The sequence below is a fragment of the Streptomyces sp. NPDC002144 genome (assembly GCF_053593695.1).
This window is the reverse complement of the sequence record NZ_JBSFDB010000047.1, coordinates 43095-59814: the sequence shown is the minus strand read 5'-3', so window position 1 is coordinate 59814 and position 16720 is coordinate 43095. Positions and strand designations below refer to the sequence as shown.

Annotated in this window: 13 protein-coding genes and 1 pseudogene; 9 read left to right on the top strand and 5 right to left on the bottom strand. The window is 67.8% G+C overall.

What is annotated here, in order from left to right:
- Positions 1–294: 294 nt before the first annotated feature.
- The 3 genes and pseudogenes from ACWCQ1_RS41995 to ACWCQ1_RS41985 all read left to right on the top strand — a co-directional run.
- A pseudogene (locus tag ACWCQ1_RS41995) lies at positions 295–621 on the top strand (CoA transferase); the annotation flags it as partial.
- Positions 622–756: 135 nt separating this feature from the next.
- Positions 757–2016: a DUF3500 domain-containing protein gene (locus tag ACWCQ1_RS41990; protein WP_451028853.1), complete on the top strand. Its 1260-nt coding sequence runs from the start codon at positions 757–759 to the stop codon at positions 2014–2016.
- A 148-nt stretch (positions 2017–2164) separates the two neighbouring features.
- On the top strand, positions 2165–4504 hold the full coding sequence (locus tag ACWCQ1_RS41985) for a bifunctional 3-(3-hydroxy-phenyl)propionate/3-hydroxycinnamic acid hydroxylase (protein WP_451028852.1): 2340 nt from the start codon (positions 2165–2167) through the stop codon (positions 4502–4504).
- Between the two features lie 121 nt (positions 4505–4625).
- Here ACWCQ1_RS41985 and ACWCQ1_RS41980 read toward each other — a convergent pair whose 3' ends face one another.
- The 5 genes from ACWCQ1_RS41980 to ACWCQ1_RS41960 all read right to left on the bottom strand — a co-directional run bounded on the left by ACWCQ1_RS41980 (position 4626) and on the right by ACWCQ1_RS41960 (position 10348).
- The gene (locus ACWCQ1_RS41980) at positions 4626–5435 is read right to left on the bottom strand and encodes an enoyl-CoA hydratase/isomerase family protein (RefSeq protein ID WP_451028851.1); all 810 of its coding nucleotides are present in this window, start codon (positions 5433–5435) and stop codon (positions 4626–4628) included.
- A gap of 14 nt (positions 5436–5449) precedes the next feature.
- Positions 5450–6286, bottom strand: coding sequence for an SDR family oxidoreductase (locus tag ACWCQ1_RS41975; RefSeq protein ID WP_451028850.1), 837 nt, complete (start codon positions 6284–6286; stop codon positions 5450–5452).
- 162 nt (positions 6287–6448) lie between these two features.
- Positions 6449–8059, bottom strand: coding sequence for a class I adenylate-forming enzyme family protein (locus ACWCQ1_RS41970; protein ID WP_451028849.1), 1611 nt, complete (start codon positions 8057–8059; stop codon positions 6449–6451).
- Positions 8060–8300: 241 nt separating this feature from the next.
- Positions 8301–9512 carry a DUF3500 domain-containing protein gene (locus ACWCQ1_RS41965; RefSeq protein ID WP_451028848.1) on the bottom strand — a complete coding sequence of 404 codons (1212 nt, stop codon included), beginning with the start codon at positions 9510–9512 and terminating at the stop codon, positions 8301–8303.
- Positions 9509–10348, bottom strand: a complete 840-nt coding sequence (locus ACWCQ1_RS41960) for a cupin domain-containing protein (protein ID WP_451028847.1) — start codon at positions 10346–10348, stop codon at positions 9509–9511. The genes ACWCQ1_RS41965 and ACWCQ1_RS41960 overlap by 4 nt, the downstream gene beginning before the upstream one ends.
- 398 nt (positions 10349–10746) lie before the next feature.
- On the opposite strand from ACWCQ1_RS41960, the gene ACWCQ1_RS41955 reads away from it, so the two are divergent.
- The 6 genes from ACWCQ1_RS41955 (at position 10747) to ACWCQ1_RS41930 (ending at position 16655) form a co-directional block, all read left to right on the top strand.
- Entirely contained in the window at positions 10747–11997 is a 1251-nt protein-coding gene (locus ACWCQ1_RS41955) for an acyl-CoA dehydrogenase family protein (RefSeq protein WP_451028846.1), read from the top strand.
- A 211-nt stretch (positions 11998–12208) separates the two neighbouring features.
- On the top strand, positions 12209–13012 hold the full coding sequence (locus ACWCQ1_RS41950; RefSeq protein ID WP_451028845.1) for an alpha/beta fold hydrolase: 804 nt from the start codon (positions 12209–12211) through the stop codon (positions 13010–13012).
- 394 nt (positions 13013–13406) lie between these two features.
- Positions 13407–13931, top strand: coding sequence for a flavin reductase family protein (locus ACWCQ1_RS41945; RefSeq protein WP_451028844.1), 525 nt, complete (start codon positions 13407–13409; stop codon positions 13929–13931).
- A gap of 120 nt (positions 13932–14051) precedes the next feature.
- Entirely contained in the window at positions 14052–14870 is an 819-nt protein-coding gene (locus tag ACWCQ1_RS41940) for a fumarylacetoacetate hydrolase family protein (protein ID WP_451028843.1), read from the top strand.
- A 196-nt stretch (positions 14871–15066) separates the two neighbouring features.
- Positions 15067–15834 (top strand): GntR family transcriptional regulator, encoded by a 768-nt coding sequence (locus ACWCQ1_RS41935; protein WP_451028842.1) that lies wholly within the window; start codon positions 15067–15069, stop codon positions 15832–15834.
- A 137-nt stretch (positions 15835–15971) separates the two neighbouring features.
- Positions 15972–16655, top strand: a complete 684-nt coding sequence (locus ACWCQ1_RS41930; RefSeq protein ID WP_451028841.1) for a GntR family transcriptional regulator — start codon at positions 15972–15974, stop codon at positions 16653–16655.
- Positions 16656–16720: the final 65 nt, after the last annotated feature.

The window sequence follows — 16720 nt, the reverse complement described above, 5'->3', positions numbered from 1 at the left end:
CCGTCCACTGCCTGCCCCTACCCCTCCGCGATCATGCCCCGCACACGACGAAGCCCCTGCTCATCGAACAGGGACTCCCTTTGCCACAACGCACTTAGCCATTTATCCGTCCGGTCCAGTTGGTACTGGTGGCACCCTGTCGGTTGCCCGCGGGGTTGTGTGGCGGCTTGAGTCGCCGCGTCGTAGTGCCCAAGATCGCGGGATTCAAGAGCATCCTGTCCGCCTGCTTGACGCTCCCAGAATCACGGGCCTAACTTTGCCGAAGGCCCTTACTGCGGTCCACTGGTCCGTATTATGGACCGAAGAGAAATGAAGGGCACTATGACAGCGACAGCGGAGTCCGCTGACCCTGGCCCGGCCTTCCTTCGGGGCGTAGGCGTCCTCGATGTGACAGGGGCCCTGGCCGGCCCTTACCGCACGACCGTCCTGTCCGGCCGCGCGGACCTCCTCAAGATCGACAAGCGGAGCCTCCCGGTCGACCTGAAGTCACCCGTCGGCGCCGGCATCGTGCGGTGCCTGGCACGCCGCAGCGATGTCATGGTGGAGAACTTCCGGGCGGGCGCCATGGCCCGCCTCGGTCTGGGCCACGAGGACCTGCGCCCGCACTGCCCCGACCTCGTCCACTGCTCCACTCCGGCTTCGGCCAGTCCGGACCGATGCGCGACGCGAAGGGCGGCTCGCTGCAGGCGGGCCTGGGCTTGGACAAGGACGCTGTTGACGACCTCGTCGACCTGGTCACTGTCAGAAGGAGTCATCATGTCGAAGCCGCCTGAGACCGACCTGCGGCATGCCACGCAGTTCCGTCATTACGTCCCAGCACCCGACGATCCGCGTGTCGCCGGCCTGCAGGAGCACACGGCTCGGACGTTCGCCGAAGCCCGGCTGAGCATTCCGGTGCTCGCCGAGGTGGCACGCCAGTGGCGGGAGAGCGCGGGCGACCCGTACGTCGGCATCACCACCGACGGCCGCGTCCGCCATGGCGTCTACGAGCTAGGGGCGGTCCACGACGCCGAACGCCCGCCCACCGAGGCGATGCTCCGCGCGGTCGAGGAGATCCGCCGCCACACCACGCAGGAGCAGTGGCAGCGGCTGACCTATCCGCTGGATGCCCCGGAGTGGCGGACCTGGAGCAACCCCGAGGTGCTGCTGTACGACAACGGCCTTCGCCTGGAGGAAGTCTCGGACCAGACCGCGGACGCGCTGCTGGGACTGGTCAGGGCGACCCTCAGCGAGGACGGCTACGCCGTGGTTGGCCATCTGATGCAGCTCAACGGCTTCCTCGGTGAGCTCACCGGCATGACCGGGGTGATGAATCCCGGCAGCTACCAGTTCGCCATCTTCGGCGAACCGTCCCTGGACCAGCCGTGGGGATGGCACCTGTACGGGCACCACGTGTGCGTCAACGCCCTGGTGGCGGGGGACCGGATGGCGATCGGCCCGGTCTTCCTCGGTGCCGAGCCGGACAGCACCGACGTCGGCCCGGAGGCTGGCGTCCGGCCGCTGGTCGCCCGTGAACAGGTCGCACTGTCGTTCATCAACAGCCTGACTCCGTCACAGCTCTCCGTGGCCCGCAGTTACCCGGAGGTACGCGATCCACGGATGCCGGAGGGACGGGTGCACCCGGTGGAGGAGCGGTTCCTCGCGGGCGCGTTCCAGGACAACCGTGTCATCCCGGTGGAGGGCATCTGTGCCACCGAACTGGACGACGAGCAGCAGCGGTTGCTGTTGGACGTCATCGAGCAGTACAGCGTTTTGCTGCCCGAAGGCCCACGGGCCGCCCGGATGCGCGAGGTGCGTGCGCATCTGCCGGAGACGTACCTGACCTGGATCGGCGGCATCGACGACGAGCAGCCGTTCTACTACCGGGTGCAGAGCCCGGTGGTGCTCGTCGAGTTCGACCACCACGCCGGCATGTATCTGACCAATCCGGCCCCGGCCCGCTTCCACATCCACACCATCCTGCGGCTGCCCAACGGCAACGACTACGGCCGTCTGCTGTGGAAGCCCCTCACATGAGGAGACCGACTCCCGTCTCAGCCCTCGCCGACCGCCTGCCGCCCGCACCCATCCGGACACTGCAGGCGTCGGCGGGCATTGAGCCGCACGCCACGACACCCTGGGCTGTAGGGGAAGCCTGACCGCCCATGCCACATCAGGAGCCGCTATGGACATCAATGTCGACGTCGCCATTGTCGGATACGGGCCGGGAGGTGCCGTGCTGGCTTCCCTCCTGGGACAACGAGGCCACAAGGTGGCCGTGCTGGAGAAGTTCCCTGCCCCCTACAACCTGCCCCGGATGAGCACGCTCGACGGCGAGATCGCCCGTGTCCTGCAACACGCAGCCGACCCCGCCGAAGCGCTCAAGGAGTCCGTGCCCCAGGCGACCGGGAGCGTCTACGGCGCCGACGGCAAGCCGGCTCTCGTGGACGACTGGAGCGGCACGGTGTGCGGCCACCCTCTCCACCTCAGCCTCCACCAGCCCAACATTGAAGCCGCCATGCACGCCCGGGTGGCCGCCTGCCCGACGGTGCAGGTGTTCTGGGGGGCGCCGGCCACCGGCGTCGAGGACCTCGGTGACCGGGTCGTCGTCACCGCCACCAGGACCGCGGACGGTGAGCAGATCCGTGTGAACGCCCGCTACGCCGTCGGCATGGACGGCGGATCGAGTTTCGTCCGGGACGCGGTCGGCATCAGCATGGACGTGATCCACCGCCATGACGACGAGTGGCTGATGACCGACTTCGACATCATCGATTCCGAGGTCGCCACCCCGCCCACCGAGATCCACCTGGAAGCCCCCCGCGCCTACTACTGGGGCCCGAATGGCGACCGGCGATGCCGCATCGACATGAGGCTGCTGCCCGACGACCCCGCCGAGGTCCGCACCGAGGAGCACGCACTGGGCTTCCTGCAGGACAAGACCGGCATCAAAGCGCAGTCGGTGCGCATCACGCGGCACAAAACCTACCGGTTCCGCTCCGAGATCGCCGACCGGATGCGGGAGGGCAACGTCTTCATCGGCGGTGACGCCGCCCACCTCATGACTCCCGGTATGGCCCAGGGATCGTGCAGCGCGATGCGGGACGCCATCAACCTCGCATGGCGTCTTGACCTCGTGTTCGATGGCCGGGCATCCGCCTCGGTTTTGGACAGCTACGGCCCGGAGCGGCTCGCCCACGTCGCCCCCCTCATCCAGGGTTCGCTGATGGCCTGGGCCCTGGCCGCGGAGACCGACCCGGACAAGGCCGCCGCCCGTGACGCCTTCCTGCGCTCCGGCGAGGTACCACGGCCGTCGATGCCGACGCTGACGAGCGGATTCCTGCAGAGCACGGCCGAGGGCAGTCCGGCTCCGCTGGCCGGCTCGCTGAGCCCGCAGGGACGTGTCCGTATCGGTGCGCGCAGCGGACTGCTCGACGACCTCGTCGGATTCGGCTTCCAGCTGGTCAGCCGAATCCCGGTCGCGCAGCTGCTCACGCCGGCCCATTTCGACCTGCTGGAGCGACTGAACGTGCACGTCGTTGTCCTCGGTCCGGACCACGTCGAGGACGTCGACGGCACCTACCGAACCTTCCTGGACGACCACGGTCTGGTCGCCTACCTCAGCCGCCCGGACTTCTACCTCTTCGGAACCGCGGCGACCTCTGAGGACCTCCCCGCGCTCATCGACGCCCTGGCCGCCATGCTGACAAAGGCCGAACTCCCTGCCCCCTCCGCCGCGCTGCCCCCGGTCCCGCAGCCCGGAGCCGCCTTCACGGGGGCAACCGTCACGGCCGCCGGATTCACCCTGCACTACGCCGAAGCCGCCCCCGCCGCGCCCCTGGGCACCATCGTTTCACTGCCCGGATCCGCCGGCCTGGAGATGTCCACCGCCAAGGACCGCCTGGCCGAGCGGTACCGCGTCGTGGAGATCAACCCCCCAGGCTGGGGCGACCAGACGGACATGGACCGGCCCCTGCCCCAGAGCGAGATCGGCGCTTTGCTGGCCGAAGCGGTCGCACACCTCGTCGACGGGCCGTTCGTCCTGCTGGCAACCTCCATGGGCGGCGCCAACGCCCTGCACATGACCGCGAAGATCCCGGACCGGGTACAGGGCATCGTCCTCGAAGCATCCATGGCGCCGAGCCGGCCGCAGGACCAGCACCCTCTGCCGGCAGGCGCTCCTGCGATCCACCCCAACAAGCCGTGGGCCACTCCTGGGTACGTCGCCCGCCAGATGGCGAACCGGATGCGGATGATGCGGATGACGCCCCCGGACATGGAGGCCACCGAGGCGATCGCCGTCGTGCGTGAGCGCGGGATCCCGGTGCTGGGACTGCTCGGCACCGACGATGAGATCCTGAAGCCGTCCCAGGAGGAGGTCTTCCGCACCGTCCTGCCAGAGGGGGACTTCCGACTGATTCCCGGTGGCTGGCACGACCTGCAAAACACCACACCAGAGGAGTTCGTCGATCTCGTCGAGACCTTCATCACAGACCGGATCAGCTCTGTCACGGTCAATGGGTGAGGCCTTCGTGAGGATGGCCATGCGTGGTGAGGCCGACCTACGACCGTGAGGACCTCGTCGACCGTCGGCGACCACATCCTCCGCATGGACGGACGAGAACTGATGGAGTTGGGTCCTCGGGTCAGTGGCCCTGAAAGGTGGCCTTTCCGGGGCCGTCGCGCAGGAAAGAAGCAATAGCGGCGGTGAGATCGTCGGTGACGAAGAGGGCGCCGGAGACGGCGGCAACCTCTGCGTCGGCTGCTCGTACACCCTCGCGTACGGCAGTGGTGACCAGACGCTTGGTGGCGGCGTGAGCGCATGTCGGGCCCGCAGCGAGCCGACGGACGTGCTCTCGCACCGCCTCCGCGAATCCCTCGTCGGGCAGGAGCTTGTTGACCACGTTCCAGCGTTCGAGGGCCCGAGCCGGGTAGCGCTCTCCCGAGTAGATGAGCTCCTTCGCCCGTGCGGGGCCGGCTCGTTCCGCCAGGCGTTGCGGCCCACCCATCGAGGGGGTGAGGCCGACCACGGTCTCGACCAGGCCGAACGAAGCGCCTTCGGCGGCGATCAGGAGGTCACAGGCCAGGGCCAGTTCGAAGGCGGCCGTGAGCGTCAGACCGTGAGCGGCGAAGACAGTGGGGACGGGCAACTCCTCGATGGTCTGCACGATGCGCAGCAGGCGCTCCCACAACGCGCCAGCCGTGACCACGGAATCGGGGCCCGCGGCGATCTCGGCGAACATTGAAACGTCCACCCCGGCCGATACGATCTTGCCACGCGCCTCGATCAGGACGGCCCGAGCGCGGCCGTCCCGGGCGGGATCCGTCAGCGCCACGAGTTCGCCGACCGTGCGTTCCCACGCGGCGAACACCTCCTCGTCGAAGAGGTTGAGCGGCGGATTGTCGAGGACGACGACGGCCACATCGGCGTCCCGTTCCATGCGTACTGCGGACATGTGTCTGAGCCTGTTCATAGGAAGAGGTCGGTTTCGAGATTCTCCTCGGTGGCTCCGTCGTGGAGGTAGCGCGACAGATCGGAGACACCTGCGGCACGCAGCACGTCCTCGTCGACGTAGCACTGCCCGTTGACTTCCGCCGTGGGAAGAGTGAGGACCACGGCCGCCGCGTCGGCCATGATCTCCGGTCGGCGGGACGCTCGCATCCCGCCGTCGCCGCCCACGATGTTCTGTACGGCGGCGGTGGCGACCAGCGTCCGTGGCCACAGGCAGCCGGCGCCGATGCCCTGATCCCGGTACTGCTCGGCCACACCGAGCGTCAGCATGGTCATCGCGTACTTGCTGACGGTGTAGGGCGCGTGGCGGGCCAGCCAGCGGCGGTCGAGGTTGAGCGGCGGCGAGAGGGTGAGGACGCGTGGCGCCGACGAGTTGAGGAGATGCGGCAGTGCGGCCGATGTGAGGGCGAAGGTGCCGCGTGCGTTGATGTCCTGCATCAAGTCGTAGCGCTTGAGCGGCAGTTCGCCGATGCCGGTGAGGGCGATCGCCGAGGCGTTGTTGACGACGATGTCGATCCCGCCGAAGCGGTCGACTGTCCTGGCCACCGCACCGGCGATGACATCGTCGTCGCGGATGTCCCCGACGATCGGCAGGACCTGACCGCCGGCGGCCTCGATTTCCGCGGCCGCGGTGTGGACCGTGCCCGGCAGCCGGGGGTCGGGGGCGGCGGTCTTGGCGATGAAGGCGATGTTCGCGCCGTCTCGCGCGGCTCGGACGGCGATGGCGAGGCCTATTCCGCGGCTGCCCCCGGACATCAACAGTGTGCGGCCGGCCAGAGAGCGGTGCGTGGACATGGTCATCCTTCTCTGCGATGGGGGTGACCGATCGCGAGGCTCGATTCGGCAGGGGAGTGAGCGGCTGGTTCTCGCCTGCTCGCCGCTCCGTTCCCAGACCGCCAGTTGGAGATCACCGACGTCCTGCGAACGTGGTTGAGGAGTCGAGCAGAGGGGCGCTTCTCACCTTGGTCGCGAGGTCGCGTCCTTCTCGGGTGCTCTCTCGCGGAGTTCGCGGCGCAGAATCTTGCCGGTGGCGGTCTTGGGCAGTTCGTCGACGATCTCGACCAGGCGCGGGTACTTGTAGGCGGCCATGTTGTCTTTGCCGTACTGGATGAGTTCTTCCGCCGTTGCCGTCGCCCCGGGGTGGAGAGAGACGAAGGCCTTGACGGTTTCGCCGCGGTAGGGGTCGGGAACTCCGACGACGGCTGCTTCCCGGATCGCCGGGTGGGTGTACAGCAGGTCTTCGACTTCTCGTGGCCACACCTTGTACCCGGAGGCGTTGATCATGTCCTTCTTACGGTCGACGAGGTAGAACCAGCCCTGTTCGTCCATGAAGCCCACGTCGCCGGTGCGCAGTTCGCCGCCCGGCAACGCGGCGGCCGACACCTCGGGCTGGTTCCAGTAGCCGGGGATGACCTGCGGCCCGCTGATCGCGATCTCGCCGACCTGGCCGACCGGGGCCTCCCGGCCGTCCTCGTCAAGGACGCGGGCAACGGTGCCGAAGACCGGCACACCGACGGACAGTGCCCCCGAGGCGGGGTCGACGGGTGCCGCGGTGTTCAGCGGCGTGGCGTGGGTGGGAGAGTTCGTCTCGGTCAAACCGTAGATGTTGTGGATATAGATCCCGGTCCTGGCCTGGAAGGCCTCGTTGACGGCGGGGGCGATCGGCGCGCCTCCGGAGTACACGATGCGCAGGGACGAGAAGTCCTCCGCCGGTCGGTCGGAGTCTTCGGCGAGCCGGGTGAGCGCGGTGATGGCAGCGACCGTGAAGGTCGGTCTGTGCTCGCGCAGAGCATCCAGCATGACGGCGGGATGGAAGCGGTGCGCGAGCACGAGCGGGCATGGCAAGAGCAGGGACAGCCCGACATGGCCGACCAGCCCGGTGATGTGGAACAGCGGGGCGATGCCGAGCACACTGTCGTGCGAGGTGAGCCCGAGCCAGTCGCGGAAGTTGTAACAGCCGTGCACCATCGTGCCGTGGGTGTTCATCGCACCCTTCGGCCGGCCGGTGGTCCCCGACGTGTAGGTCAGCACCGCGACGTCGTCCGGCTTCGGGGGTGCGACATCGGGGCTGCGCCCATCGTGGGCGGACACAATGGAAAGCAGGTCGAGAGTGCCCTCGGTGACGGGCAGGCGCGGCGTCTGCACCACACGCGTGTCGTCGCGGGTCTGCCAGTCCAGCTCCGAGGTGGTGATCACGGTGTCCACGCTCGTCCGCCCGGACGCGATGACGTCCCGCGCCACAGTTGGGTACAGGCTGTCCAGGCACAGCAGTGCCGTGGCACCTGAGTCGGAGAGCAGGAAGCCGAGTTCGCGGCCCTTGTTCATGGGGTTGATCGCGACCGCACTGCCGCCGGCCTTCCATGCGCCGAGCAGCCCGATGACGAATCCCGGGTTGTTCTGCACATAGACGGCCAGCCGCTCGCCCTGCTGGAAACCTTCCTCCAGCAGGGCGAGCGCCAGTGCGTCGGAGGCGTGGTCGAGCTGTCCGAGGGTGAACTCACCGTCGAAGTAGCGGAGCGCGACGTGGCCGGGTGCCCGTTCCACCGCGGCGCGGAACACCTCCAGCATGGTGTGACACTCGGGCTCGATGTCGGCCGGCTGGCCTTCGCGATAACGGGCAAGCCACGGGCGGCTGCGGTATCTGCTCACCTGAGAACTCGCTTTCTGCGTCGCATCGTTGCGGTGCCTCGCGTCACTGTCTGAACGCGGCCGGCCGACAGAGTGTCAGCCAAGAGGGGGCCGTAGGTTTCCCGAACGGGTTCGACGCGCAACCGGGTGGATCACGGGAACCCGACGCGTCGGCCGATCCTCAGTGATGGTGCTGCGCGTAGTGCTGGCTGAGCAGGTCCTTGCCATAGTCACCACCGTTCGGTGTGCGGACGATGGTGTGCACGTGGAAGGGCTCGGGCTCGTCGTTGTCCAGGAAGATGCCTGGGTGGTTGTCGTACTCGACGAGCAGGACCGGGCTGTGGAGACGGTAGTAGAAGGGGGCTCCCTCCTCCCACGTGCCGATCCAGCCCAGATGGGTCTCGTCGAGGTAGCGCTCGACCTGGGCCCGTCGATGCGCCCGCGGTCCATCCGGCAGGTTCGCCAGATACGGGTCGGCCAACGCCAGCAGCAGCTCGCGCTGCCCGGGCCGCAGGTTCTCCCCGGGCAGTCCGACGTACGGCAGGACGATGTTGTCCCGGCCCGCGGCACCCTTGTGCCGGCCGTCCACCACACCAGCCAGCTCGGGAGGGAGGTCGGCGGAGAGCATCGACCCGTAGAGCAGAGCACGGTCGCGCTGGGCGGCATCGAGCGAGTCCATCAGCTCCCGGGCCCGGCGCCGGTGCTCGGTGAACAGTTTGTCGCCGTCGAACTCCACCCCCACGAAGGCCGGTGTCAGCACGACCTGACCGCCGAGGAACAGACAGTGCAGGTCGACATGGTGTCCCTGGAGCTGCCAGCCCCACGGGCCCTCCGGGGACGGTTCACCGAAGACGGTGAACCAATAGCAGTACTCGGTCAGGGTGTCAGGGTAGGCCCCGACGAGCTCCCCGAGCGCAGCGTTCAGCTTCATCGCCTCACGCGCCTGCTCGTAGCCGGCTGAACTCAGCGACGCCTCCATGATCGCCAGCGCGGCCTTGCGCTGGCCGTCGGTGACTTCCGTGAGCAGCAGCCCGTGCTCGGGGAAGGTGAGCATCGCGTTGCTCCACATCTGCCACTCAGCTGCGTCCACCGGCAGTGCCGCCTTGGGCCGCTGCCGCGCGTCAAGACCGGCGAGGTACGCGTGGGCGGCCTCGGCGGCCTCGGCCCCCCGCGCACCCTCGTCGCCGAGCAGGAACAGCCCTTGCACCGGCCGTCCGTCCGTGGTGATGCCGGTGAACGGCTCGGCGGCCGTGCGCTCCACCGGGGGCAGTTCGGCGCCACCGACCAGTTGGAGCATTGCGCCGACTCCGGCCTCGTCGGTGAAGTCGACCGTGCCGCGCTTGAGCGGAAGTACCGGTGGCCGCGGCCGGTAACCGCGATACAGCCCCGTCATGACGCCGGGACGAGCTTGTGGTCGGCCGTGGTGACGCCGACGTGATCCTCACCGTTGACGCGGAACTCCACTCCGCGGTCCCAGGGGCGCTCGGCCTCCGGTGCCGGGGCGAGGATCGTCAGGTGCTTCTCCACCGAGTCGCCGCCGTTGTACTGCCGATGGGGAACTCCGGCGGGGAGGATGACCAGGGTGTCCGGCCCCACCGTATGCTTTTCCAGCGCCACCTCGACCGTCAGCTCACCTTCGAGGACGAAGTAGTACTGGTCGAACTCATGGACGTGGGTACCCGGACCGGCGCTGCCGGGGCTCAACTCGGCGTAACTGATTGCAGTGTTCGACGAGCCGGACGCGGGGTCGGCGAGCGGCAGGATCTTGAACCCGGGCATCGGCTCGGCGATGCAGGTCAGGTCGACCGATTCGACAAAGCCGGGCCGGTCGTTGCGCCGCTCGGCCGGAACGTCCTCCGGGGAGTCGACGAGCAGCGCGATCTGGGCTCCCGGTGTGGGCGCCGGGACGATGATCTCAAAGTGGGTCTCGGTGTCCGGCCCGTCGTTCCAGTTGCAGTGAGCCAGCCCCGCCGGGATGAACACGAGGGTCCCGGCGTCGATCTTGTGCGTCTCGTCTCCGAGCCGCACGTTCATCGATCCGCGGACCAGGTAGTACAGCTGGTCACTGTGGTGGTAGTGCAGGCCGGGCCCGCAACCGCCGGACTCGATGTGGCTGGCGACGATCAGCGCGCTCTCGAGGTGCGAGACGAACTGTGCCCGGTAACCGGGGAACCCGGTGTCGAAGGTCTTGGCCTCGTCGAACGGGCGTATGTACTGCATACGAGCCATATGTGGCCTCCGGGGTGGCCGAAAGAATCGGGGTGAGGACCGCAGCACGTCACGAGCCGGAAACGGCGGGCGGCTCAGGCCGGTGCGCAGGGCGAGTACGGTCTGCGTCCTAACATAGCTTCTGAAATGTCATAAGAGCAACGGGTGTCGACTGCGTTACAAGCCCTCGTCCGCCGACGCTCGCCCAAGGGGCTCCCGCGGAGACATGCCGGCTTGCTCCGTACGCGCTTGGGAGCTGGGAAAACACCCTTCTCGTCCCTCTGCTGAGGGTGGACCCGGCGTTCGGCGTCGGACTGCAACCGTCCTTGGGTTGATCGGTTGACAAGGGCATCCGTGCAGTGGATATTGCAGAAACAAGGCTGAAATTTCTCTGGGTGGGGACGCCCGGGAGGACCTACATGACCACGACAGAAGAAGAAGCCATGGCAACGTCTGGAGTCGCTCCGCTCCTGGACGCAGAGGCGGAACGGAGCAGGCAACTCGTTGCCCCGTTGATCGCCAAGCTGGACGAGCTGGCGCCGGCGCTGGAGCAGGAGGCACCGGGTAACGAGCAGGCGGGCAAGCTTAGCGAACGAACCCTCGAGCTGCTCCGCGAAGCGAACATCCCGTCGCTGCTCATACCGGAGTCCCTGGGTGGGCTCGGGATGTTCCCGAGGGATGCACTGGCGGTCCTGGAGCGCCTCGGCCGCATTGATGGCGCGATCAGCTGGATCGGCGGAATCTGGTCGATTTCCGGCCTGACGCTGCCCTACTACGAGGTGGATGTAGCGCGCCAGCTTCTGGGAGGAGGCCAGCCACTGTTCGGTTCGTCCGGCGCACCGAGCGGGCGCGCGATGCCGGTCGAGGGCGGCTTCCGTCTGTCAGGCGCCTGGTCCTTCGGCAGCGGCGACCTCCAGGCGGACTACGTCCTCTGCAACGCCGTCCAGCTGGATTCCGACAGCCGGCCAGCCAAGGACCCCCTGGGCAACCCTCTTATGCGCATGTACACGGTGCGGGGCTCGGACATCAAGCCGCAGGGCAACTGGGACACCCTCGGGCTGCGCGCCACGGGAAGCATCGACTTCGCCGTTGAGGACGTCTTCGTTCCCGACAACCTCGCCATCGACATCCTCGGTGATCTGGCGATCCCCGGCCGGCAACAGGCGGGCGGGTTCATGATCGGCATTTTCATGCTGCACACCGCCTTCGGGCTCGGCGCGAGCCGGCGCCTGCTCGACGAACTGACCGCCTTCGCGCACCGCCCGAGCTCGCGGGGCACGCAGTTGGCCGACAACGTCGTGTTCCGGGCCGAGATGGCGCGGCAGGAGGTGGCTGTGCGCAGCGCACGTGCGTACGTGTACGAGGCATGGGACGCAACCGACGCGCTGTTGAAGGCGGGCCGGCCGGTCACCCGCCGGAGCCTGACGGAGCTGCGAGCCGCGATGGTCCACCTGCACCAGGTCGCCCGCGATGCGGCCGAGTTCGTCTTTGCGAAGGCCAGCGGTACGTCGCTGCGCGCCGGCAGCCTCCAGCGCTGGGTGCGCGACACCCTCTCGGGATGCCAGCACATCATCGTCCAGGACTCGGTCTACCCCGACGTGGCGTGGGAGCTGATGGGCGCCCCCGACAACATGGTGTGGGGTCCCTACAGCCTCTTGTCGATCGGATGACTGGCGGGCGCCGTCCACCGGGCCCGACACGAACCGACCGGGCTGCCCCCGGAACCCATGCGTTCACAGCCGTCCGCCGCACCCGATCGGCGCACGTGAACGGCGGTGCACGCAAGTCCACCGAGTGTGTCCCTCGTCGGTGACACCCCGATCTGCGTCATCGACGAGGTCGGTCGATCGTCCTGCGGGATGACGAGAACAGGAGATAAACATGTTTGAAGCCCCCGGCGCCGCATTCCGCCGCGGCGTCGTCAACGCCGGTGAGTTCACCCTGGACTACGCGGAGGCAGGCCCCGTCGGTCCACGGGCAACCATCGTCTCGCTGCCCGGTTCGGCGGGTCTGGAGATGTCCACGGCGAAGGACCTCCTCGCTGCCGAGTACCGGGTCATCGAGATCAACCCCCCGGGTTGGGGCGGCAAGACGGACCTGAACCGCCCCATGGCGCAGAGCGAACTGGGCACGCTCCTCGCAGAGGCCGCCACCAAGCTCGTCGACGGGCCCTTCGTCGTGCTCGGCACGTCGATGGGCGGCATCAACGCCCTCTACCTCGCCGCCCAGGAGAAGGAGCGTGTACTGGGGGTCGTACTTGACGCATCGATGGGACCCTCGACCGCCGAGGACCTCATTGCACCGCCGGTCGACCCGGGCGCGGAGATCCCCTTGCCGCCGACGCACCCGAAGAAGCCCTGGGCCGACAGAGACTACCTGGCCGCTCAGATGGCCAACAGGTTTGCCATGTTCCGCTGGACCGCCCCGGACTTCCCGGCCGCCACCGCCATCGCAGCGCTGCGGGAGCACGCGACCCCGGTACTGGCACTGCTCGGGGAGGACGACGAATTCCTGCATCCCACTCAGGAGAAGACCTTCCGCGAGGTCCTTCCGCAGGCCGACTTCCGAATCGTTCCCGAGGGCACGCACGACCTTCAGAACACCGTGCCTGACGTGTTCGTCGCGCTCGTCCGGACCTTCGTATCGGGGCTCGGTACCCGGCCGGGGACGCCGAACGCCGACTGACACAGTACTTACACTCCAGCAGCAGTTCGGTTTCGTCAGGCCGGGTGCGCATCCGGCGGGTGAGGTTGCTGACCAGGAAGGTCATCTTGCGGCCGCACAGGTCGGATGTGCGTCCGCCGAGCAGCGGGCTGCCAAAGGTGAGCGCGTCGGGACGACCCATTGACGAATCCGCCGACGCGGCGGCCAGGGGCCGAAGAGCGACGTGCGCAAGGCCGATGCGACCCCGCTTCGACGAGCGAGCGGTTCGACCGCTGACGTTGCCGCGGGCAGCGGATCACCAGGATCTTGACCCCCCAGCCGGGATCCGAGTGCCGGCCGTCACCAGTCGCCGCCGGGGCTTGTGACGAGAACAGATCTAAAGATATTTCAGTAGAGAAGGCCATTGGAGAACCTCATGACGAAAACGGAGCCCCGTCCCGACGCAGCGAGCAGCATGCCTCTGCGCTCCGCGTTCCGCGAGGTGATGGCGGGCGTGTGCGCTCCGGTGTCCGTGGTCACCGCGATGGCCGACGGCCTGCCGAACGGCACAACCGTCAGCGCCTTCGCCTCCCTCTCCATGGACCCGCCTATGGTGCTCGTCTCACTCGACCGCTCCTCGAACCTGCTGGAGGTGATTCGTGAAACCCGCACCTTCGGACTCAACGTTCTCAGCAGTAGCCAGTCGGCCCTGGCCCTGAGGTTCGCTCGCAAGGGCGTGGAGAAGTTCGCGGGCGTCGAGTGGTATGCGGATTCCGGTGTCCCGCGGCTGCCTGGGGCAGGAGGATTCCTGGCCTGCGACGTCACAGACCTCGTGACGGGCGGGGACCACGTCATCGTCCTCGGCCTCGTCCGCGCCGCCGACTCGGAGGTCAGCCCGCCGTTGACCTATCACGCCCGAGTCTTCGGAACCCACGCATCGCTCGTCGAGACGTCGGCGTGAGTCGACCGAGTAGGGCTTCGGTGCGGTCGTTGTGCCGCGAGAGCTGTGTGACCGCAGCGGGCATGGCCACGGGTCTGGAGCGTATTCCTTCGGCAACCCTCCCTTGAAAGGAACGAACACATGAAGCTCGCCACAGTGCGCGTGGACGGACGGACCGAAGCGGTCCGGGTGGACGACACGGCGGCCGTCGAGTTGGGCTTTCCCGATGTCGGCACCCTTCTGCGACACGAGGACTGGCAGCAGAGGGCGGAGGAAGCCACCGGCGCACTGCACGACACAGCGGCGCTGGACTACGCGCCGTTGGTACCGCGGCCCTCGAAGATCATCTGTGTGGGCCTCAACTACCGCGCCCACATTCTTGAGGTCGGTCAGTCGCTTCCCGAGTACCCGACGCTGTTCGCCAAGTTCGCGCCGGCGCTGATCGGCGCCTTCGACGACATCCGCCTCCCGGATGTGGCCGAGCAGATGGACTGGGAGGCCGAGCTCTGCGTAGTCGTGGGCGCCAACGCGTACCTGGTGAACGAGACCCGGGCGAAGTCGGCGATCGCCGGATACACGGTGGCCAACGACGTCTCCGCGCGCGACTGGCAGATGCGTACTACGGAGTGGCTGCAGGGCAAGACCTTCGCCCGCACCACTCCCGTCGGCCCCTGCCTCGTGACCCCCGACGAGGCCGGTCCGGCCCATGAGATCACCTGTGAAGTAGGCGGCAAGACGATGCAGAAGGCCACCACCGGTGACCTCGTCTTCGGACCGGCGGAACTCGTCTCCTACATCTCGACCATCCTGCCACTCGAGCCCGGTGACCTGATCATGACGGGTACACCGAGCGGCGTCGGCTTCGCGCTGTCGCCACAGCGCTTCCTCACCGACGGCGAAGAGGTCGTCACCCGGATCAGCGGCGTCGGCGAATGCCGCAACACCTGCAGGCGTGCCTGACGGCTGTCGGGCAGGCGCGGGCCAAACTGGTTCCGGCCGGCCCGCTGCTCGGCACAGATGTCCTTCATCTGTCCGCAGCTGCCGAACCCGAGGCGCTCTGCGAGTCGCCGACCGCCAGGCACTTCACGGAGTCGTGACATTTCTTGTCCGTGGTCCTAGCCTGGCGTGCAGCAAGTTCCACCTGTCGGATCGGCCGATGAACCACCGGGCCCGACCGGGTTGGGGCGCCGACCGGCAGAGAGGCTGGGCCATGGCGGGCGTGTGGAGGACGAGCACGGGGGGCGCTTCGTCGACGACGGCGTATCACACGCTGCGCGATCGCATCCTGACCTGCGAGCTTGGTCCCGGCGACCGGCTCACCGAGCGGCAGATCACTGCGGAGCTCGGATTGGGTCTGTTTCCCGTCCGCGACGCAATGAACCGGCTCGTACAGGACGGCCTGGTGCAGGTGAGACCCCGAACCGGCTACCGAGTCGCCCCACTCACCATGAAGGCGGTCGACGACCTGTTCGGCGTCTGGACACTGCTCGGTCCGGAGATAACCCGGCTCGGCGTCACCCGAGCCGGGGCCGAGCAAATGGACGCGCTGAGGCGGCTGACGGCCGAACTGGACCAGGTCCTCGGCATGGCCCCCGCCCATGACCGCATCAGACAATCTCTGGCCCTGGCCGACGAGATGTTCCATCTCCTCGCGCTCGCGAGCGACAACCCACGGTTGCTGGAGGTCTACCGGTCGCTGGAGGACACGATGATGCGGGCATGGTCCGTCCTCCTCCTGGCCGCCTCTGACCAGGGCGTGCTGCAGACCGCGCGCATCAGCTGGCAGCAGGCCGTCGACCGCCGTGACGGTACCTTGGCCGCAGAGGTCACCCGTAGGTTCGTCGAGACGTCTCGTGCCCTTGCCGTACGTGTCCTTCAGAAACCGCACGAGCACCGGGATGTGGTCGTACCGCTGCGACCGTGATCCCGGGACATCTTGGCCGGATGATCCCAGCAGGTCCCACTCAGTTCGCGGTAGTCTGGGAACAGTGGTATTTCACAGGGTTGGACGAGCTACAGGAGCGAGCCATCGTGTCAGTCCCCGCGACACAACACACGTCCTTGGGTGAGGCCGCCTACCAGCGGTTGCGCTCCGACATCGTGTCCTGTCGACTGGCCCCGGGCGAGCGGCTCACGGAGCGTGCGCTCTGCGACGGCACCGGGTTCGGGATGGCGCCCATCCGCGATGCGCTGACCCGCCTCGACCACGAGGGCCTCGTACGTACGTTGCCGCGCAAGGGCTACCAGGTCGCGCCGCTCACCCTGAAGTCGGTCGACGATCTCTTCGCCATCTGGCAGATCGTCGGCCCTGCGATCGCTCTCCAGGGCGTGCGTGAGGCGAACACCGACCAGCGACAACGAGCGGTGGCCGCGCTCACGGCGATGATCGAGCTGCGCAAGTCGGGGCCCACGGACGGTCGCGATCGCATCCTGCGGATGACCGAGCTCGACGCCGAGTTGTTCGACCTCTTCGCGGCCGCCACTGACAACGCCCACCTCATCGCCATCAACGCGCGCATTCGGAGCGAGATGGCTCGGGTATGGGTCCTGGTGTCCGAGGCAGACGTCCCCCTGCCCGCCCTTGACGCCGACGACGAGTGGATCGACATCGTGCGCCGTGGAGATGGCGCGGCGGCATCGGCACGCGTCCAAGCCGTCAGCGCCGAGGCTCACGGTCGCATCCTTCGGATTCTCAGCCGCTGGCCGTCAATCGTCTCCAACGAGATCACCTCATTGCGCAGCTGAGCACACGGCCGTTAGGCCGGCAATTCCCCCGTCAGGATGGTCGGGAGCTAGGGTCTGTTGCGAAA